Annotated in this window: 15 protein-coding genes; 7 read left to right on the top strand and 8 right to left on the bottom strand. The window is 70.5% G+C overall.

Annotation, left to right across the window (positions count from 1 at the left end; translation table 11 throughout):
• Window positions 1-131 precede the first annotated feature (131 nt).
• The 3 genes from ACFWF1_RS41735 to rfbD form a co-directional block, all read right to left on the bottom strand.
• Complete coding sequence (locus ACFWF1_RS41735) at window positions 132-1,211, bottom strand: sugar phosphate nucleotidyltransferase (RefSeq protein WP_379285648.1); 1,080 nt, start codon at window positions 1,209-1,211, stop codon at window positions 132-134.
• 128 nt (window positions 1,212-1,339) lie between these two features.
• Window positions 1,340-2,236, bottom strand: a complete 897-nt coding sequence (locus tag ACFWF1_RS41730; RefSeq protein WP_379285650.1) for a glycosyltransferase family 2 protein — start codon at window positions 2,234-2,236, stop codon at window positions 1,340-1,342.
• An 11-nt stretch (window positions 2,237-2,247) separates the two neighbouring features.
• Window positions 2,248-3,114 (bottom strand): dTDP-4-dehydrorhamnose reductase, encoded by an 867-nt coding sequence (rfbD, locus tag ACFWF1_RS41725; RefSeq protein WP_379285651.1) that lies wholly within the window; start codon window positions 3,112-3,114, stop codon window positions 2,248-2,250.
• A 293-nt stretch (window positions 3,115-3,407) separates the two neighbouring features.
• On the opposite strand from rfbD, the gene ACFWF1_RS41720 reads away from it, so the two are divergent.
• The 3 genes from ACFWF1_RS41720 (at window position 3,408) to ACFWF1_RS41710 (ending at window position 6,971) form a co-directional block, all read left to right on the top strand.
• Complete coding sequence (locus ACFWF1_RS41720; protein WP_379285757.1) at window positions 3,408-4,832, top strand: LCP family protein; 1,425 nt, start codon at window positions 3,408-3,410, stop codon at window positions 4,830-4,832.
• Between the two features lie 3 nt (window positions 4,833-4,835).
• Complete coding sequence (locus tag ACFWF1_RS41715; RefSeq protein WP_379285653.1) at window positions 4,836-5,558, top strand: TIGR03089 family protein; 723 nt, start codon at window positions 4,836-4,838, stop codon at window positions 5,556-5,558.
• Between the two features lie 105 nt (window positions 5,559-5,663).
• The gene (locus tag ACFWF1_RS41710) at window positions 5,664-6,971 is read left to right on the top strand and encodes a cytochrome P450 (protein WP_379285759.1); all 1,308 of its coding nucleotides are present in this window, start codon (window positions 5,664-5,666) and stop codon (window positions 6,969-6,971) included.
• 48 nt (window positions 6,972-7,019) lie between these two features.
• Here the strand turns inward: ACFWF1_RS41710 and ACFWF1_RS41705 are convergent, their stop codons facing one another.
• Window positions 7,020-8,606, bottom strand: a complete 1,587-nt coding sequence (locus tag ACFWF1_RS41705) for a carboxylesterase/lipase family protein (RefSeq protein ID WP_379285654.1) — start codon at window positions 8,604-8,606, stop codon at window positions 7,020-7,022.
• Window positions 8,607-8,756: 150 nt separating this feature from the next.
• On the opposite strand from ACFWF1_RS41705, the gene ACFWF1_RS41700 reads away from it, so the two are divergent.
• Window positions 8,757-8,981, top strand: a complete 225-nt coding sequence (locus ACFWF1_RS41700) for a zinc ribbon domain-containing protein (RefSeq protein WP_379285656.1) — start codon at window positions 8,757-8,759, stop codon at window positions 8,979-8,981.
• Between the two features lie 39 nt (window positions 8,982-9,020).
• Here the strand turns inward: ACFWF1_RS41700 and ACFWF1_RS41695 are convergent, their stop codons facing one another.
• Genes ACFWF1_RS41695 through ACFWF1_RS41680 form a run of 4 tightly spaced genes read right to left on the bottom strand, consistent with a single transcriptional unit; the run spans window position 9,021 to window position 12,589 of the window.
• Window positions 9,021-9,296 carry a SelT/SelW/SelH family protein gene (locus tag ACFWF1_RS41695; protein WP_357380867.1) on the bottom strand — a complete coding sequence of 92 codons (276 nt, stop codon included), beginning with the start codon at window positions 9,294-9,296 and terminating at the stop codon, window positions 9,021-9,023.
• 15 nt (window positions 9,297-9,311) lie between these two features.
• Window positions 9,312-9,701: a YchJ family protein gene (locus tag ACFWF1_RS41690; RefSeq protein ID WP_379285657.1), complete on the bottom strand. Its 390-nt coding sequence runs from the start codon at window positions 9,699-9,701 to the stop codon at window positions 9,312-9,314.
• A gap of 46 nt (window positions 9,702-9,747) precedes the next feature.
• Window positions 9,748-10,203: a hypothetical protein gene (locus ACFWF1_RS41685; RefSeq protein WP_379285659.1), complete on the bottom strand. Its 456-nt coding sequence runs from the start codon at window positions 10,201-10,203 to the stop codon at window positions 9,748-9,750.
• Window positions 10,204-10,210: 7 nt separating this feature from the next.
• Window positions 10,211-12,589, bottom strand: coding sequence for an AAA family ATPase (locus ACFWF1_RS41680; protein ID WP_379322278.1), 2,379 nt, complete (start codon window positions 12,587-12,589; stop codon window positions 10,211-10,213).
• Between the two features lie 462 nt (window positions 12,590-13,051).
• Here ACFWF1_RS41680 and ACFWF1_RS41675 point away from each other — a divergent pair, with 462 nt between their 5' ends.
• The 3 genes from ACFWF1_RS41675 to ACFWF1_RS41665 are packed head-to-tail and all read left to right on the top strand — an operon-like array spanning window position 13,052 to window position 19,503.
• Entirely contained in the window at window positions 13,052-15,925 is a 2,874-nt protein-coding gene (locus tag ACFWF1_RS41675) for an SWIM zinc finger family protein (protein WP_379285660.1), read from the top strand.
• On the top strand, window positions 15,922-17,022 hold the full coding sequence (locus ACFWF1_RS41670; protein WP_379285662.1) for an AAA family ATPase: 1,101 nt from the start codon (window positions 15,922-15,924) through the stop codon (window positions 17,020-17,022). Before ACFWF1_RS41675 ends, ACFWF1_RS41670 begins: the two co-directional genes overlap by 4 nt.
• A gap of 39 nt (window positions 17,023-17,061) precedes the next feature.
• A complete protein-coding gene (locus ACFWF1_RS41665) occupies window positions 17,062-19,503 on the top strand; it encodes a DUF5682 family protein (RefSeq protein WP_379285663.1) in 2,442 nt (813 codons plus the stop codon).
• The last annotated feature ends 15 nt before the right edge of the window (window positions 19,504-19,518 follow it).

Raw genomic sequence — 19,518 nt, 5'->3', positions numbered from 1 at the left:
GCGTTTGCCAACCCCGCGTTTCGCTCCCCCGCCCCCCCGCCCCACCTAACCCCCTCTCCTCACCAAACACAACACAACCCCTCCCGCCTCCCCCCACACCCTAAACTTCGCCCCCCCCCCAACACCTTCGATCAGACGTCGGTGGAGAAGCGGATGCCGCCGTCCGGGATTTCCACGCCGGGCCAGACTCGCGCGCCGCGTAGTAGTTCGCAGCGCGCGCCAACCTGCGCGCCGTCACCGATGACGCCGTCGCGCACCAGGGCCCGCGGCCCGATGCGGGCGCCGAAGCCGATGATCGAGCGTTCGACGGTGGCACCGGCCTCGATGATGGCGCCGTCGAAGATGACCGCGCCGTCGAGGCGGGCGCCCGCGCCGACCTCGGCCCCGCGGCCGACCACCGTGCCGCCGATGAGCAGCGCGCCGGGCGCGACACCGGCGCCGGGATGGACGAGCGATTCGCCGCGCTGACCCGGCAGGGCGGGCGAGGGCGCGATGCCGCGGACCAGGTCGGCGGAGCCGCGGACGAAGTCCTCGGGGGTGCCCATATCCCGCCAGTACGACGAGTCGACGTGCCCCTGCACGCGCGCGCCCTCGGCCAGCAGCGTCGGGAACACCTCGCGTTCCACCGAGACCGGACGGCCCGACGGGATCTTCTCGATGTACTCGCGGCGGAAGACGTAGCAGCCCGCGTTGATCTGATCGGTCGGCGGATCCTGCGTCTTCTCCAGGAACGCGGTGACCCGGCCGTTCTCGTCGGTCGGCACGCAGCCGAAGGCCCGCGGGTCGCTCACCCGGACCAGGTGCAGCGTGACATCGGCGTTCGTCGACTCGTGCGTATCCAGCACCGCGCCGAGATCGGTACCGCCGAGCACGTCACCGTTGAACACCATCACGGTGTCGGCGCGCAGCTTGGGCAGCACGTTGCGGATGCCGCCGCCGGTGCCGAGCGGCTCGGTCTCGGTGACGTACTCGAGGTCGAGGCCGAGCTCGGCACCGTCACCGAAGTGCTCCTCGAACACCTCCGCCTTGAACGAGGTGCCGAGCACGACGTGCGTGATCCCGGCGTCGGCGATGCGGGCGAGCAGATGCGTGAGGAACGGTAACCCGGCCGTCGGCAGCATCGGCTTGGGTGCCGAAAGGGTGAGCGGGCGCAGTCGTGTGCCCTGCCCACCCACCAGGATCACGGCGTCGGTGCCTGCATTTCCTGCCATTCAAGGTCCCCTGTTCACAGTGGATCGATTGTTGCGCGCGCGCCGATCGGCCCGCGGCCTACGCCAGTTCACGCCGGGCCGCACCGAAGACGTGCGGGCCCGTCGCCCATTGTCGCTCAGCCGCGCGCTCAGTGACCCGCTTCTTGCGCCTGTTGACGCAGCGCAGATCGAACCGCAATCCGGGAGCGCACCGCAAGTCCGGCCCGCAACGCGAGCCGCAACGGCAGCTGCCACCAGTGCGGATGCCGGTCGGCCTGGAATCGGTACGCGCTCGCGTGGTGCGCGGGCAGCATCACCTCGGGGTGCCGTCCCGCGGCGTGCCCCTTGGCGTGGGTGACCTCGGCGGACGGCACGAACACGTTGTGCCAGCCCGCCTTGCCCATCCGGTCGCCGAAGTCGACGTCCTCCATGTACATGAAGTAGCGCGAGTCGAAACCGTCGATCGAGTCGAAGGCCGCGCGCCGCACCAGCAGGCAGGATCCGGACAGCCAGCCGACGACGCGCTCGGAGATCTGCTCGTTCTCCTGGCGGTAGCGGCGGGTCCACGGGTTCGTCTTCCACACCGTGCCGAGGATCGCGTGGCCCGCGCCGTCCAGCAGACCCGGCACCTGGCGGGCGGAGGGGTAGACGCTGCCGTCCGGTTCCAGCACCAGCGGGCCGAGCGCGCCCGCCCGCGGCCAGCGCTTCGCCGCCTCGAGCAGCTTGTCGATGGAGTCGGTGCCCCAGCGGATGTCCGGATTGGCGATCACCACGAACTCGATGTCCGGATCGATCTCGGCGACGGCCCGGTTGATCGCGCCGCCGTAGCCGATATTGCCGCCGGTGCGCAGCAGCCGCACGTGCGAATTGGCCTCGGCGATCAGCTCGGGCACGCCGTCGGTCGACCCGTTGTCGGCGAGAATCACCTGCGGTTTCTCCGAGGTGGCGTCAGCCAGCGTGGTGATGAAGTGCTCGAGGTGCTCGCCCGGTGAATAGGTCACCGTAACGACGGCCAGGCCCGCGGAAGCCGAATCGGAATCGCTCACGGCCGCACAGCCTAGTCGGACAACTTCGCCAGCGCGTCCCCTAGTGCCGCCTGCCACTGGCGCAGCGGAGTCAACCCCGCTTCATCCCAGGCACGGTGCGACAGCACCGAATATGCCGGGCGCCGTGCAGGTCTCGGAAAAGCGGACGAGTCACACGGCCGGACCCGCTCCGGATCGGCGCCCACCCCCTCGAATACCGCCCGCGCAAGATCGAACCAGGTGGCCTGCCCGGCATTGGTAGCGTGCAGCAGTCGTGGGGCGTCCGGCCGATCCGCGAGTTCCAGCAACGCGGCCGCGAGATCCGCCGCGTAGGTGGGTGCGCCGAGCTGATCATCGACCACGTTCACGGTGTCGCGTTCCCGTTCCAGCCGCAGCATGGTGGCGACGAAATCGCTTCCGCGCCCGGCATATACCCACGCGGTACGCACCACGTGGGACTGTGGGGCGAGCTGCAGCACAGCCTGCTCACCAGCGAGTTTGGACTCCCCGTAGACATTGACCGGCCCGGTCGGATCGGTGGTCTCGTACGGACGGTCGTGCACACCCGAGAACACATAGTCGGTGGACAGTTGAATAAGCCTGGCCTCGACCCGCGCACAAGCCGCGGCCAACACCGCAGGCCCGGTCTCGTTGCCTGCGAAAGCCGCCGCTACCTCGGACTCGGCCCGGTCGACCGCGGTGAAGGCGGCGCAATTGATCACCACATCACCCGGTTCGAGCACGGCGGCGACCGCGGCCGCGTCGGTGATATCGAGGTCGCGGCGTCCGAAGGCCCGGGCAGCGGGCGCGAGCCGGATCAGTTGCTGCCCGAGCTGTCCGCCCGCTCCCGTCACGACGAGGCGCGCGGGCCGGGCGGCGGACGATGTCGAAGCTGTCACGGGGTCGAGTCTGGCACGCCGCCACACCTGCGGATTGCGGGCGTCAGGGCCGCGATTCGTTAGCCTTCAGTCAGTTGCCCGCGGCGGGTGCCCACCGCGAACACGGGTTTGCCGTATGGGTGCCGGGGGATACAGAAAGGTGGGGTGGTCACTCAGACCGTGCTGTCGAAAGAGGCCCCGAGCTTGTCGAAAGGATGTCGAGTTGTCGAGAGGACACAAAGTAGCTGCGGCGCAGGAGGTCCCGGGTGACCCGGCCGCGCCGCGCTGAATCGTTCTTACCGGCGGGTGGCCCGCTGCGTGGCTTCGCCGCGGTGCTCGCCGTGCTGGTGCTCGTCATCACCGGCTTCGCCTGGCACAGCGTCGACAGCCTGATCTCCAATATCGAGCGGATCGGCAACCTCGGCCTCGGCGGCGGGCGCGACGGCGCCGTGGACATCCTGTTGGTCGGTGTCGACAGCCGCACCGACGCGCACGGCAACCCGCTGTCGGATCGGGAACGCGCGCTGCTGCACGCGGGCGACGAGGTCGGCACCAACACCGACACCATCGTGCTGATCCGGATACCGAACGACGGCCGGTCCGCGACCGCCATCTCCATCCCCCGCGACTCCTACGTGGACATTCCCGATCTCGGCAAGGGCAAGATCAACTCGGCGTACGGCGCGACCAAGGAAACCCAGCGACTGAAGCTGATGAACCAGGGCGTCTCGGAGGCCGACGCGGACAAACAGTCCACCCAGGCCGGCCGCCAGGCGCTGATCAAATCCGTCGGCAACCTCACCGGCATCAGCGTCGACCACTACGCCGAGGTGAGCCTGCTCGGCTTCGTGCTGCTCACCGACGCGGTCGGCGGGGTCGAGGTGTGCCTGAACAACCCGGTCGACGAATGGATGTCCGGCGCCGACTTCCCGGCGGGCCGCCAGCGGCTCGACGGCCCGTCGGCGCTGAGCTTCGTGCGGCAGCGGCACAATCTGCCGCGCGGTGACCTCGATCGCATCGTGCGTCAGCAGGTGTTCATGGCGCAGTTGGTCGGGCAGGTGCTCAACGCGAAGACGCTCGGCAATCCCGCAAAGATGAAGCAGCTCAGCGACGCGGTCGGGCGCACGGTGGTGCTCGACGACAACTGGGACGTGCTCGCGTTTCTGCAACAGCTGCAAGACCTTTCGGGCGGGCAGGTGAAATTCGAGACCATTCCGGTCACCGATCTGAACTACATGACCGATCGCGGCGAATCGGTGGTGCGGGTCGATCCCAAGGCGGTGAAGTCGTATGTCGGCTCGCTGGTCGACGGGAAGTCCGCCGAATCCGATGAGCCCGCAGTGGATCCGGGCAAGGTGACCGTCAGCGTGTACAACGCCAGCGGAATCGGCGGCCTGGCCGGTCAGGTAGCGCAGGCGTTGAGCGGTAAGGGTTTCCACGAGGGCTTGGTCGGCAACTACGCCGGCCCCAGCGTCACCGGCAGCCGGGTGCTCGCCGCGAACACCTCCGACGCCAAGGCCAAGGCGGTGGCCAAGGCGCTCGGCGGGCTGCCGGTGCTCGCGGATACGACGCTGTCGCCGGATTCGGTGAGCGTGGTGCTGGCGAGCGACTATTCTGGTCCGGGCTCGGCGGCCGGGGGGATGTTCGACTTCTCCGGAACGTCGAGCGCCACGGCGACGCCAGTCCCGCCCGCCCCACCGATCGACGCAGGCCAGAACGGACCGAAATGCGTGAACTAGACCATGCGTGAATTCGACCAGGCGCTCACCCTCACCGAGCAGGTGCTCGATCCGATTCTCGCGCGCGAACCAGCGAATCCGCGCGTCACCTACTACGACGACGCCACCGGCGCCCGGATCGAGCTGTCCGGGCTGACCCTGGCGAACTGGGCGGCCAAGACGGCCAACCTGATCCGCGACGAGTTCGGCCTCAGCCCCGGCGCCCGGATCGCGGTGCTGCTGCCCGCGCACTGGCAGACCGCCGCCGTGCTGCTCGGCTGCTGGTGGGCGGGCACCGAGGTGGTGCTGCGCCCCGACCAGGACGCCGAACTGGCCCTGGTCACCCCCGACCGGATCGACGACGCCGACGGCATCGCCGAGGTCGCCGCGCTGTCCCTGGACGCGATGGGCACACCGGTGCGTGACCTGCCGATCGGCGTCACCGACTTCGCCACCTCCGTGCGGGTGCACGGCGATCAATTCCTGCCCGGCGGTGCCGGCGCCGCACTGGATGGCATGCCGGTGGCGGAGGTGTTCGCCGAGGCGAAGAAATCGGCCATGCGCCAAGGGTTTTCCGAGGGCGACCGAGTCCTGTCGAGCACCCCGTGGGACACCCCCGCCGAACTGATCGACGGCTTCGTCGCCATACTCGCCGCAGGCGCCTCCCTGGTCCAGGTGGTCAACCCCGATCCGGCCCAGCGCGAGCGGCGCATCGAATCCGAGCGGGTCACCGCCCAGCGCACCTGATCTCTCCTACCACGGTATAGGCGGAAGTCCGACTGGAGGACGTTCCACATTCTGGCCGGGGTCCGTACGGTGGAGGTATCTCACAAACGACGGAGTTGGTGAATGATGAAGCCGCAGTATTGGTTCCGCTGGTTATCCGTCCAGGGTGCGCCCCGGCTCGTGCTGCGCCTGCAGGCCCGGCGTGGTGAGCCGTTCGCCGAACTGATGGGCGGGCCCACCGGGTTCGCCGATCCGTATCCCCTCATCGAGCGGCTGCGCGGCGAGGGCAGGCTGATCCGTACGCCCATCGCCTGGGCGAGCTTCGACCACGAGCTGTGCCGATCCATCCTGCGCGACAACCGATTCGGCGTGCGCAGCACCGAAAGTTTCAATACCCCTGCCCCGATCCAGAAGCTGGCCAAGTACTTCCCGCTGCCGCCGAACCCGGTGGAGCCGCCGTCGATGCTGGTGATCGACCCGCCGGAGCACACGAGGATGCGCAAGCCGGTCGCCTCCGCGTTCACCCCGCGCGCCATCGGCAGGCTGCGCGACCGCGTCGAGACGGTCACCGCGGAACTGCTCGACGCGCTGCCGTCCGGCGGATCCGCCGATCTGGTCACCGCGTTCGCCGCGCAGGTCCCGATCGCGATCATCTCGGAAATGCTCGGCTTCCCCGACTCGGACAAGGAGCGGTTCCTGCACTGGGGCGACCAGCTGACACCACTGCTCGACGTCGGCATCTCCTGGCGGGCGCACCGGCGCGCGCTGCGGGCCATGGAGGTGATGAACGAGTACTTCGACACGCACATCGCCCGGCTGCGCCGCACCCCGGGCGACGACATCCTCAGCACCCTGGTCAGCGCGGGCGAGCTGGACATGTTCGCGCTCAAGGCCTCCGCGAGCCTGCTGATGGGCGCGGGCTTCGAGACCACGGTCAACCTGATCGGCAACGGTGTGGTCCAGCTGCTCGAGCACCCGGAACAGCTGGCGCGGCTGCGCGCCGAACCCGAGCTGTGGCCCAATGCCATCGAAGAGGTGCTCCGCTTCGACTCGCCGGTCCAGACGACGGCGCGCACGGCGTTGTGCGACGTGGAAATCGACGGCATCCAGCTGCGCGCGGGCGATACCGTCGTGCTGTCGCTGGCCGGCGCGAACCGCGATCCCGCGGTGTTCGCCGAGCCGAACCGCTTCGACGTCGGCCGCGCCAATGCCAAGGAGCACTTGTCGTTCAGCACCGGCGTGCACGTCTGCCTCGGCGCCAGCCTGGCCAGGATGGAAGGCGTCTACGCGCTGCAGGCGCTGTTCGACCGATTCCCTGATTTGCAATTGGACGGGCCACCGCGGCGGCGGAAGTTGTTCACGCTGCACGGATATGAGCAGATGCCGGTCCGTCTCGGCCGCCGGGCGCGCACGCCCGAACCCACCGCCGTCTGACCGCACCGCAGCTCGCCCGCCGAACTCGTTGCGGGCCAAGGGAACCGATCAGCTGAAGCCGACCGCTTGCTCACCCCACGCGGTGTGCAGGTCCGCGTCCGGATCGTCGACCACGCGGTCGACGGTGTCGATCACCAGGGTGGTGCGGGTCGACGGGCGGTACGGCGGCCAGTGTTTCGAGCCGTCCAGCGCGGCGGGGACGCCGTGCGTGGCAAAGGCCAACCAGCGCCGCATCATTCGGCCGGACACCTCCATGGCCACCTTGCGCCCGCCGAGCCAGAACGTCGGATCATGGTTGAACGAGCCGAAATTGCCGAACACGTACGGCAATTCGGTGGCGTGGCCCGCGCCGACCCGAGCCGCCCGCAGCATCGGCGTCGCATGATCGAAGCGGTACATCCAGGTCGGTGAGTGCTGCGCGTGCGCGTCGGCCACCCAGTGCGCGGGCATCCGGAACGCGGCGTCGCCGGACATGGCCAGCGCGCCGCGCGTCTTGTCCAGATCCGGGTAGGCGGAGGTGATTTCGGCGATCCGCTCGTGCGACAGCTCCGGGTGGCTGGCCGCCACATCGCTGAGCATCGCGTTCACCGCGTCCGGGGTCACCGGCATGATCGGCGAGCGGAACACCCGGAACAGCGACGCCTCGTCCTTGTTGGTGCCGATCATCAACGGCACCCGGTGCGAGCGCCCGTGCTGGAATCGATCGATCGGATAGGTCGGCAGCAGATCGCCGTCCACCACCGGCGCCGCCGCCAACCGGCCCGGCTCCTTCAACGGGATCTCGTCCAGCAGGATGCCTGCGACCTCGACGATCTTCTCGATCGGCCAGTCGAGTAGCTCGATGGCCCGGTGCGCGGGCAGTTCCAGCAGTTCGAGGAAGCGCCGCGCCACCCCGGCCGCGCGCTCCTGACCGAAGACGGTGGTCGCGGGCGGGCTCTCCGCGATGGCCTTGTGGAACAGCCCGGACGCGCGCGGCGAGGTCAGCAGCGCGGTGACACAACCGGCGCCGGAGGATTCGCCGAACAAAGTGACATTGCCCGGGTCGCCGCCGAACGCGGCGATATTGTCGCGCACCCATTCCAGCGCGGCGATCTGGTCGTGCAGCCCCAGATTCGGGGTGAACGGACCCGGCAGCGAGGACAGATCGAGGAAACCCAGCGCGCCGAGCCGATAGTTCACGGTGACCACCACGACGTCGCCGGTCTCGGCCAGTTTGCGTCCGTCGTAGATGCCCTGCGCCGCGGTGCCGAGGCAGTAGGCGCCGCCGTGCAGCCAGACCAGCACCGGACGCGGTTCGCCCGTCTCGAAGGTGTGCACCAGGTCGCCGACGTCGCGCCGCGGCGACCAGACATTCAGCCAGAGGCAGTCTTCGCCCATCCGCAGGTCGGAGTCGACGGGAACCATGTTGCCCATGGTCTGCGGTGCGATATCACCGAAGGTGGCGCAATCCCTGGTCCCGTCCCATTCGGGTGCGGGCAGCGGCGGCATGAACCGATTGACCCCGCTCGCTGCCGCCGCATAAGGAATGCTGCGCCACACCGCCACCGGCCCGTCCCAGCGGCCGCGCACCTCGCCCGAGGTCGTGCTGGCGACAGGCTCGAAGCCGCTCACTTCCGTTTCGAACTGAGTGGTCATGCCTACACCTCCTGCCAGGGCCCCACCGGTGTGCTGCTGGTTTGCTCCAGCGGGCCCCGCACCTCGTGATCTCTTCTTCGAGAGTACGTCCATGCTGACGACCTGGGAACGCGACGCACCATTATGAGATCCCGGCGGTACGCTTGACCGATGCCGAGTTACAACTATCGGTGCCGCAGCTGCGGGGACACTTTCGAGATGAACCGCCCGATGGCGGAGTCGTCGGATCCGGCGTCCTGCCCGAGCGGCCATGCCGACACAGTCAAGCTGCTGACCACGTTTGCCACGGTCAGCCGGGGTAACGCGGCGCCTGCGCCGAGCCCGCCCGCGCGTCCCGCCGGTGGCGGCTGCTGTGGCGGAGGCTGCTGCAGCTGAGCCGGGCCGCGACGCGGCCGAATGCCACCGGGACCTGGTTCAGTCGCGGCGATCGGCGTGGCCGAGATCACGGTCCGGCGCGACCCGGTCCCGCACCCGTTGCTTCAACACCGTGATATCGGGAAAACCGCCGTCGGCCTTGCGTTCCCAGATCTGCTCGGCGTCGACGGTGATCCGGAAAACGCCGCCCGTCCCCGGAATCAGTGCCACCTCACCGAGTTCGGTGGCGAAGGTGGTCAACAGCTCCTGCGCCATCCAGCTCGCGCGCAGCAGCCAGCGGCACTGGGTGCAGTACTCGATCGCGACACGGGACATAGTGGGTCACGTTACTCAGGCTTCGATCTCACCGTCGAGGTAGACCCAGGCGCCCTCGGCGCGCCGGAACCTGCTGACCTCGTGCAGTGATCCGCGCGTGCCGTCCGCCCGGTAGTGCGCGACGAACTCGACCAACCCGGTCTCGTCGAACAGCCCGCCGTCGGCGGTGCGCAGGATTTCCAGGAACAACCACCGCTGGTCCGGATCGAGCGTCAACTCCGCAGGCCTGGTCCGCGGATGCCACGTTCGCCGTAGATAGTCGGTGTTCCCGACCGCGAAAGCCGTGTAGCGCGAACGCATCAACGCTTCGGCGGTCGCCGCCGCCCGCTTCCCGCTCAGCACCGGCCCGCAGCAGTCGTCGAAGGCCTCGCCCCGGCCACACGGACACATCCGCGTCCCACTCATGCCTCGATTGTTGCGCGCCGCCCGCAACAAAGATCAGGCCGGGGGGTCAGCGCGCCTCGACGGCGGCCAAGGCCTTGGCGATCGCGACGGTCTGTTCGCGCCAGCGGCGCAGATCGGTGACGCTCGGCGCGAGCTCGTAGTCGTGGTGGTGCGCGGCCCTGGACAACGCGGCCCATAACGCGGCGACCTGCGCCGCCACCTCGGGTCCGGCGAAGGTGCGCAGCGCGATCAGTTGCGCCCGCATCGGGCAGCGCATCAAGGCGGGCGCCAGCCGCGCCCACAGCTCATCCACGCACTGCTCCAACGCGATTCGCAGAATCCACGCGGTGGCGCGGGACCACAGCCCGCCCGCATCGGTCACCGATCCGGCCAGTAGCCGATCCACCGTATCGAGCCGCTCGGCCACCGACGGCCGCGGCCGCCGCGGGCCTTTCGCCGGTCTGCGCTGGTTACCGCGCCCGCCGTCCGGACCGCGGCGCGGCCCGCGCTGCGTCATCGCCATCGCGTCGTCATTTCCCGAGCCACGCGACGAATCGTTCGGTCTCGGTGATCAATTCGCGCATGCTGCGCCCGATCGGCACGTGCGCGCCCGCCGTCGCGTCGCGCAGCGCCTCGACCACCCATTTCCCTTCGCGCGCGACGAGATGCTTGTTGAGATCGTCGACCTTGCCGCCGACGCCCATCACCGCGAGCGCGACCTTGGCCCTGGTGGATTGCGCGGCATCGATGTGGCGCTCCACCTCCCGATGGTTCATGCCGTCGGCGAGCAGGGTGCGCCTGGCCCGGCCGAGGCTCGCGGCCTCCACCGCGGAACGGCAGCAGGTGGCGACGAGCTCGTCGGCGATGGCCTGCGGCAGCTGCGGGGTGCGCACCAGCGCGCGGGCGTCGTCGAGGTAGCGGCGGACCGGGTCGCTGGACACCCGCACCTCGACCACCGAGCGGTCGCGGCGCTGCACCTCTAAAACGGTGGCGTCCAACTGCATTCGGCGCACCGCCTCGGCGAGGCGCTCGTCGTGGGTGAACACGACCACCTGCCTGGTCCACGCGACCGCGGCCAGCACCCTGGCCAGCCCGTCCACCTTCGCCGGGTCCATCGCCTGCACCGGATCGTCGATCATGACGAAGCGGAACGGGCTCTCCTCGACCGTGGCCCGCGGCAGGAACAGCGACAGCCCGAGCGCGTGCAGCTCGCCCTGGCTCATCACGCCTAGCGCGGCGCCGTCCACATCGTCGACGGTGACGTCGAGCAGCACCCGGCGGGCCGTTCCGGCGTTGCCCTGCAAGGTGATCGAGCCGAGTTCCACGTTGCTCTGCTGGCGCAGCGTCTGCCAGACCCAGCGCGCCGTGGTCTCCAGCGGCGTCATCCGTTCGCCGCGCAGGCCCGCGGTGGCGGACTTGAGCCAGTCCTCGGCCTTCTTGACGGTGCGCAGTTCGGCCGCGTGCGCGGCGACCTCGCGCGCGCCTTCCAGCCAGCTCGCGATGCGCGGCACCAGCGGGGTCCACACCTCGTCGAGCCGGTCGAGTTCCTTGCGGGTGCCCTGCTGCACCAGATCCAGCTCGTCGACCAGTCGCGCGTGCGCGCCGCGCAGCCGGTCCGGCAGGTCGGTGCTGTAGTCGGCGGCGGTGAGCGCGGCCCAGTCGGCCCAGGCGCGGCGGACGGCGGAGGTGTCCACCGAGGGCGGGTTGCGCGGGTCGAAATCCAGTTCCGGCGGAATGAGATCCGGCAGCGACCGCGCCGCGCGCAGCGCAGCGCCGAGTTCGGTGCGTGCGGTGGTGAGCGCGTCGACCCTGGCGGCCAGGGTGGTGATCGAGGCGTCGGCCGCGCGGGCCCACGTGTCGTCCAGGTCGCCGCGACCGCACACGGGGCACGGGCAGGTACCGCTCGCCAGGTGGTGATCGCGAGCCCGGCGCAGCAACTCCAGCACGCGCAGGTCGGCCTCGGCGTCGGCGGTGGTGCCGCGGGTCAGCGCCGTACCGCAGTCCGCGAGCCTGGTGGCCACCTGGGCCACCTCCGCGGCAGTCGGCAGGGTGAGCCGCACGATCGCGCGCAGACCCGCCGGGCCGTCCGGATCGTCGAAGGTGCCGGTCACCTCACGCCCGACCGCGGCCAGGTCGGGCTGGGCGGGGCGGAGCAGGCCGTTCACCCGCACGGCACGATCGTCGGCCACCGTCTCCAGCGCCTCCAGCAGCTCGAGCCGTTCCTGCCGTGAATCCCGCACGGCGCGTTCCAGTTCCAGGCGGCGCATCCGAATTCGCTCCTGCGCCAAGGTCAGTTCGTCGAGGCCGAGCAGCTGGTGCAGCGCGTCGAACAGGTCGCTCGGTTTGCCGTCGACCAGCGCGCCGAGCTCGCTGTAGGACAGGAACGGGCGGTAGAGCTCGAGCCGGCCCGCCCAGCGATCCATGTCGAATTCGGTTGGCGCGGTGGGCGGGTGCTGTTCGGTCCAGATCGCGTCGGGCAGGTCCGCGTCGGCGGCCCATTCCTTGGCGATGGTCAGCTGCGGCTTGTTGCCGGTGGTGAGCAGCTCCACCTCGATGCGGGCGGTGCCGCCGTCGTGCAGGTTGCGCCAGCCCTCCCGCCAGGCCGCGGATCGACCGTCCCAGCGGCGATTTCCGCCGGTGAACACCAGCTCGGCGGCCTCGGCGAAACTGGATTTGCCGCTGCCGTTACGCCCGACGACCAGGGTGAGGCCGGGGCCGGGCGGCAGTTGCAGCTCGGCCTGCGGACCGATGCCGCGGAAGCCGCGGACCCGGATGGCGCGCAGGAAGATCCCGCCGTCGTCGAATTCGGTTGCCCGATCATCGTTCTCGGTGCCGCCGAGGGCGCGCAGGACGGTGCGTGCGACCGACGGTGTCACCGCGGGATCCGCAGCGAGCCTGCGGGTTACCACCTCGGTCAACCGCGGCACCGGATCGGCGTCGGGACGCAATTTGGTTGGACCCCCTCCACCACCGAGCCGCTACACGTCCTCCGACCCGGTGCGCGGCGCCACTGTCGAAGCTGTGCGAAACGCTACCCGATCGCGTCGAATTCGCCCACCGGAGGAAATCCTCCGGCCCCGATGCGAATCTGCCCGCGCGGGGATGGATATGGCCATCGAAACGGCTGGGGCCGCGCCTCGATGTCCACCCCTCGCCAGCCCCGGCGGGCAGCTCGTCGGTGTATCACCCGATATGGATGGTTCGGTCGAGCCGAACAGGACAGAATGCCAGAGAATACCCATGTACGCAAGAGGTTTTCGGCATCGAAACCCGGGACGCCACAGCAATTTCCGTGCCGGACACCCCGGCCGGGTCCGCACTTGTCGGTGGCCCGGTGTAGAAATCCGGTCAACCGACGAACGGGGGAAGACATGACGCGCTGGAGCGAGGACCAGGTCACGGCGCTCGCGCCGGACGCGAGCTCGCTGTCGGCCGCGCGGAAACTCGCGAGCCGCTGGCGCGGTACCGGGCAGCACGACACCGCGCTGTGGGGACTGTGTCAGGGCAGCGGCGCCAAGCCGTATCAGACGATCGTCGACCTGTCCGGGCCCGCGTACAAGTGCTCCTGTCCGAGCCGCAAGTTCCCGTGCAAGCACGCGCTGTCGCTGTTGCTGGAGTGGGCGGCGGGCCGGGTCGAGGCGGCGCCCGGGATCGCCGACTTCGCGGGGAGCTGGATCGACGGCCGGATCGCCAAGGCCGCCAAGCCCACGGCGGAGGCCGCCACCCGCACCGCGAATCCGGCGACCGCGGAGCAGCGGCGGGTGCGGGTCACCGCGGGATTGGCCGAACTCGATGTCTGGCTCGGCGATCAGGTGCGCACGGGTCTCGCGCAGACCGACCGATCGTTCCGGGCGTTCGAGACGATCGCCGCACGGATGGTCGACGCGCAGGCCCCCGGCGTCGCCTCGACCCTGCGCCAGCTGCCGACCGCCGTGGTGACCAGGGCCGACTGGCCGGAGGTCGTGCTGCGCGAATACGCACGGCTGCACCTGCTCATCACCGCGCACCGCAGGCTGGACCAGCTGACGCCCGAGCTGCGCGCCAGCATCCGAAGCCATGTCGGTTATCCGAATCCCGCCGAGGCGGTGCGCACCGAGCCCGCGGTGCGGGATCGGTGGATGGTCCTCGGTGTGCGGATCACCGAGGACGAGCGCCTCTACACCCGGCGAACGTGGTTGTACGGGCGCGAGTCTCGGCGCTGGGCGCTGGTGGTCGACCACTCGTTCGGGACGCCGGGCTTCCCCGCCGACGTGCCGACGCTCGGCCTGCTGGCCGACGCGGACCTGCACTACTACCCCGGCGCCGCGCCGCTGCGTGCGCTGTGGGGTGAACGGCACGGTGCCGCAGAACCTTTCACGACGCTGCCGGCCGATCCGGACCGGCCGGGCACGGTGGCCGCCGCGCTCGCCGACCATGCCGCGGCGCTCGGCGACGATCCGTGGCTGCGCGGGTGGCCGGTGCTGCTCGTCGACGTGGTGCCGGTGCACACCGAAAGCGGTTGGTACATCGCCGAATCCGACGGCACCGCGCTGCCGGTGGCGCCCACCGAACAGCCGTGGCGGCTACTCGGCGTGTCCGGCGGTCATCCGGTGACGATCACCGCCGACTGGACCATCGAGGGCTTGGTGCCGGTCTCGGTGTTCACCGCCGGTGAGGTGATCGATCTGGCCCGACTCGATCCGGTCGGCCGCAGCGCGCCGAATACCCTTACGACGCCGACCTCGAACGCGGCCGACCTGACCTCCGTCGCGCTGCTCGGCACCGCGCGCCGGGCCCCCGACCTCACCCGGCTCGCCGCGCCGGTGGCCGACGCCGCCGGCCGACTACCCGCCGACCCGGCGCTGCGCCTGCTCGAATCCGCCGCGCTCCAAGACGTTTTCGCGCGCGGCGGGGTGCGCGCGGCCACCGCGAAGCTGCCCGAACCCGCCGAGGACGACACTCGACGACTGCTGCCGCACAGCGCGGCCGGTCGCCTCGCGCGGATGCTGCAGGAGCGGTCCCCGTTTCTGCCCGAATGGTTCACCGCGGCAACGCCATACGACTATCGCGCGCCCGACGCGCTGTGCGGGCAGCTGCTCGACCAGGCGAAGAGCAACGCCGAGCTGCGCGAGCCGCTGCTGAGCCTGGCAGGCACCCGAGGGCGCTGGCTGGCGAGCCGGCATCCGGAATGGCGAAACCTGGTGCGCCGGCAGCCCGCAACGGCACCCACCGAGGAGGTGTGGCAGTTCGGGCAGCCGCCCGAGCGCCGGGGTTGGCTGGCCGAACTGCGCCGCCGGGATGCCGACGCGGCCCGGGAAACGCTCGCCACGGCTTGGCCTAAGGAATCCGGTCCGTTGAAGGCCGAGCTGCTCGCCCTACTCGCCGACGGGATTTCGCGGGCCGACGAGCCGCTGCTGGAAGCCGGGCTGGACGATCGGCGCTCCGATGTCCGGCGGACCGCCGCCGGTCTGCTGACACTGCTGCCCGATTCGGCGTTCGCGCACCGCATGACGCGGCGAGCCAGCGAGTGGGTCCGCATCGAGCATCGGCTGCGGCACACCGAACTCGTTGTCGCCCTGCCCGATACGCTGGATCCGCCCGCGCATCGCGACGGCATCACCGATCGCAGCGTCGAATTCACCTATCGATGGGGCGGCGCACCCGACGTCACCGCTGGCAGGCTGCGCCAGCTGGTCGCGGCGACACCGCTCGGTCACTGGGCGAGCGTGCTCGGCGCGCCGGACAAGGCGGTCAAGGCGGGCATCGACGATCGCTTCCGGCAGCCGATCTTCGACGGCTGGGTGGATGCCGCACTGGCGCAGCAGGATTCGACGTGGGCGCGGGCACTGTTCGACGCCGGCGTGCCGACCGACGTCGCCATGCTGCGCAGGCGCGAGCTGTTCGCGCTGCTGCCGATGGCCGACCGCACCCGCCACCTGCTCGACCTGGACGGCTCCTGGCTCTCCGAGATCGAGGCGCTGCTGCCCGCGATGGGACATCCGTGGCCGGAACCGCTGGCGCAGCACCTGATCCTGCTGCTGTTCGAGCGGGCCCGGGCGGCGGCCCGCCGCCCGGAAGCGCACGGCAATACCCCCAACGCGCACCGGTCGCTGCTGTCCGCGGCGTCGGTACACCTACCCGTGACCGCCGCGAGCGCCGCCGCCGTGGTGGCTCGCCGCTGCGGCGATCCCACCTGGGAGCGAGCCTTCGATCAGCTCGCACACGACCTCAACCACCGCTCGATGATGCTCGAGGAGTTGCAGTGACCACTACCGACGTGACGCCCGACCTGCTGCGTCCGCACGCCGAACAGGCCTACGCCGACGAACTGCGCGCCTTGGTGGCCGCCGACGAACGCCCGCGCCCGCCGTCTTGGCGGCTGTCCCCGTGGGCGGTGGTCACCTACCTGCTCGGCGGCACGCTCGACGACGGCACCGTGATCAGCCCGAAGTACGTCGGTCCGCGCAGGCTGATGGAGGTGGCCGTCGCGACGCTCGCCACCGACCGGGCGCTGCTGCTGCTCGGCGTGCCGGGCACCGCCAAAACCTGGGTGTCGGAACATCTTTCGGCCGCCATCTGCGGGGAATCGACGCTGCTGGTGCAGGGCACGTCGGGGACGGCGGAGGAGGCGATCCGGTACGGCTGGAACTACGCGCGGCTGCTCGCCGAGGGCCCGAGCGAGGGCGCGCTGGTGCCGTCGCCGGTGATGACCGCGATGCGCGCCGGGTCGATCGCCAGGATCGAGGAACTCACCCGCATCCCGTCCGATGTGCAGGACGCGCTGATCACCGTGCTGTCCGAGAAGACGCTGCCGGTGCCCGAACTCGGCACCGAGGTGCAGGCGGCCAAGGGCTTCAACGTCATCGCCACCGCCAACGACCGCGACCGCGGCGTGAACGAGCTGTCCTCCGCGCTGCGCCGCCGCTTCAACACCGTGGTGCTGCCGCTGCCTGCCAGCGAGGACGAGGAGGTCGCCATCGTCAGCCGCCGCGTCGAACAGCTCGGCGCCTCGCTGGAACTGCCGAAGGTGCCCGCCGCGGCCGAGGAGGTGCGCCGGGTGGTGCGCGTCTTCCGCGAATTGCGTTCCGGCATCACCGCCGACGGCCGCACCAAGCTCAAATCGCCCTCCGGCACCCTGTCCACCGCCGAGGCCATCTCGGTGATCACCAACGGGATCGCCCTGTCCGTCCACTTCGGCGACGGCGTGCTGCGGGCCGCCGATATCGCGGGCGCCGTGCTCGGTTCGGTGATCAAGGACCCGGTCGCCGATGCCGTCGTGTGGACCGAGTACCTGGAAGCCGTTGTGCGCGAACGCCCGGAGTGGTCGGACTTCTACCGGGCGTGCCGCGAGGTCTCCGGGTGAACGGCGGAGTCGGCAGGCAGACGAGCAGGGGGTGACACCATGACGCAGGCGCAGCACGGCGCGGCCGACCGCGACTCGGAGCCTGGCGGCCCGCAGACCCGCGTGTTCGGCATCCGCCATCACGGTCCGGGGTCGGCGCGGTCACTTCGGTTGGCACTGGAGGCCTTTCGGCCCGACACCATCCTGATCGAGGGACCCGCGGACGCCGATCCGCTGGTCGGGTATGTCGCGGCCGAGGGCATGAGGCCGCCGGTCGCGCTGCTGGCCTATGTGCCCGACGCGCCGGCGAAGGCCGCGTTCTGGCCGTACGCGGTGTTCTCGCCGGAGTGGCAGGCGCTGCGGTACGCCGCCGAATACGGTGTGCCCGTTCGGTTCTGCGACCTGCCCGCCACCATGGTGCTCGCCGCCGAGGAGGAGCCCGGCGATCGGTTCGACCCGTTGACCGAGCTCGCCGCCGCGGGCGGGTACGACGATGCCGAGCGGTGGTGGGATGCGGTCGTCGAATCCGCCCCCGACGCAACAGCTTTCGATGCGATCACCGAGGCGATGGGTGCGCTGCGCGAATCCGCCGAGCAGGAGGCGATCGAGCTCGAGCCGATCGACGCCATGCTGGACGACCAGGGCGCGGTGGTCGAATACGAGGCCGGCGAAGATGATTCGCCCGATCGGGAGGCGACGATCGACCTGCGGCCGGACGACGACGCGCGGGTAGCAGGCACCAATTCGGTCGCCGAGGCAACCTCCGACGTCCTCCCGCTGGAACCGATCCGGCTCGAGCCCGTCCGCATCGACGCGCACACGCTGCGGCGCGAGGCGTACATGCGGCAGACCATGCGCAAGGCGCTGAAGGATGGGGCGGTCCGCCTGGCGGTGGTGTGCGGGGCCTGGCACGCGCCCGCGCTCGCGGGCAAGCTCGGGCCCGCCGCCGCGGATACCCGGCTGCTGAAAGGACTTCCGAAGACGAAGGCCACGCTGACCTGGGTGCCGTGGACGCACTCGCGGCTGTCCACCATCTCCGGATACGGCGCGGGGATCACCTCCCCCGGCTGGTACCACCACCTGTTCACCGAGACCGAGCGGCCGATCGTGCGCTGGCTCACCAAGGTGGCCGGGGTGCTGCGCGCGCACGATCTGCCGGTGTCGAGCGCGCACATCATCGAGGCCGTCCGCCTCGCCGATGCTCTCGCGGCCATGCGCGATCGCCCGCTGGCCGGGTTGTCCGAGGTCACCGAGGCCACTCGCGCGGTGATGTGCGCGGGTGACGAGACCATGCTGCGGCTGGTCGTCAACGAACTCGTCGTCGGCGAGGCGCTGGGCACCGTGCCCGAGGGCACGCCGACCGTCCCGCTCGATGCCGACCTGCGCGCCCGGATCCGCACGCTGCGGATGAAACAGGAGCCGCTGTCCCGGGTCCTCGACCTCGACCTGCGCAAGGAACGTGAGGTCGAGCGCTCCCGCCTGCTGCACCGGCTGCGCGTGCTCGACATTCCCTGGGGCACGCTCACCACCAGCGAGGTGCGCAGCACGGGCACCTTCCGGGAGACCTGGACGCTGGAATGGCGACCGGAGTACGCCATCTCGATCATCGAGGCCTCCCGCTGGGGCACCACCATCGGCACCGCCGCCGAGGCGAAGATCCTGGACACGGCGAGCCGCGAGGACAGCACCGTCGGCGATCTCGCCGCCGCACTGGAGGTCGCGCTGCTCGCCGATCTCGGCGGCGCCACCGACGGGTTGATCGCCCGGCTGGAATCGGCCGCCGCGCTGGACCACGACATCACCCACCTGCTCGCCGCGCTGCCCGGCCTGATCAGGACGCTGCGCTACGGCGACGTCCGCGGCACCGACACCAAGGCGCTCGCACACGTCGCCGACGGCCTGCTGGTGCGCGTGTGCGCGGGCCTGCCCGGCGCCGTCACCGGCCTGGACACCGGCGCGGCCACCGAGTTGCGCGGCATGCTCGACGCGGCGCACACCGCCATCCACACCCGCGACGACGGCTGGGCCACCGGCGAATGGCTCGGTGCGCTCGGCAAGCTCGCCGATCGCGACGACGTGCACGGCGCGCTCGTCGGCCGCGCCGTCCGGCTGCTCTGCGACGCGGGGATCATCGACGAGACCGATTCCGCCCGTCGGCTTTCCGCCGCGCTGTCGGTCGGCAATACCGCCGCCGCGAAGGCCGCCTGGGTCGACGGTTTCCTCGGCGGCCGCGGGCTGCTGCTGGTGCACGACCGAGAGTTGTTGCGCCTCATCGACGATTGGCTGCGCGCACTGCGCGAAGACCAGTTCGTCGAGACACTCCCCCTGCTGCGCCGAACATTCGGCGCCTTCGAGTCGGGCGAGCGCCGCGCCATCGGCCGGGCGGTGCGTGACGGCGGCGCCTCCGCCCTCCGAACCAGCGCGGACGACGGAGGTTTCGACGTCGCGCGCGGCACCATCGCCCTGCGCGCCGCCGCGGAAATCTTGGGGGTGTCGGTATGACGATGCCGCGACCCA

The sequence above is a fragment of the Nocardia sp. NPDC060255 genome, assembly GCF_042727395.1.
GTDB lineage: Bacteria > Actinomycetota > Actinomycetes > Mycobacteriales > Mycobacteriaceae > Nocardia.
The sequence above is the reverse complement of the archived record's forward strand: the minus strand, read 5'-3'. Positions and strand labels throughout refer to the sequence as shown.

What these genes read in the sequence shown, in the direction of transcription:
- ACFWF1_RS41735 (WP_379285648.1), bottom strand. Translation starts at nt 1,211, where the DNA reads ATGGCAGGAAATGCAGGCACCGACGCCGTGATCCTGGTGGGTGGGCAG.
- ACFWF1_RS41675 (WP_379285660.1), top strand. Translation starts at nt 13,052, where the DNA reads ATGACGCGCTGGAGCGAGGACCAGGTCACGGCGCTCGCGCCGGACGCG.
- ACFWF1_RS41695 (WP_357380867.1), bottom strand. Translation starts at nt 9,296, where the DNA reads ATGTCCCGTGTCGCGATCGAGTACTGCACCCAGTGCCGCTGGCTGCTG.
- ACFWF1_RS41710 (WP_379285759.1), top strand. Translation starts at nt 5,664, where the DNA reads ATGAAGCCGCAGTATTGGTTCCGCTGGTTATCCGTCCAGGGTGCGCCC.
- ACFWF1_RS41690 (WP_379285657.1), bottom strand. Translation starts at nt 9,701, where the DNA reads ATGAGTGGGACGCGGATGTGTCCGTGTGGCCGGGGCGAGGCCTTCGAC.
- ACFWF1_RS41705 (WP_379285654.1), bottom strand. Translation starts at nt 8,606, where the DNA reads ATGACCACTCAGTTCGAAACGGAAGTGAGCGGCTTCGAGCCTGTCGCC.
- ACFWF1_RS41700 (WP_379285656.1), top strand. Translation starts at nt 8,757, where the DNA reads ATGCCGAGTTACAACTATCGGTGCCGCAGCTGCGGGGACACTTTCGAG.
- ACFWF1_RS41665 (WP_379285663.1), top strand. Translation starts at nt 17,062, where the DNA reads ATGACGCAGGCGCAGCACGGCGCGGCCGACCGCGACTCGGAGCCTGGC.
- ACFWF1_RS41685 (WP_379285659.1), bottom strand. Translation starts at nt 10,203, where the DNA reads ATGGCGATGACGCAGCGCGGGCCGCGCCGCGGTCCGGACGGCGGGCGC.
- ACFWF1_RS41715 (WP_379285653.1), top strand. Translation starts at nt 4,836, where the DNA reads ATGCGTGAATTCGACCAGGCGCTCACCCTCACCGAGCAGGTGCTCGAT.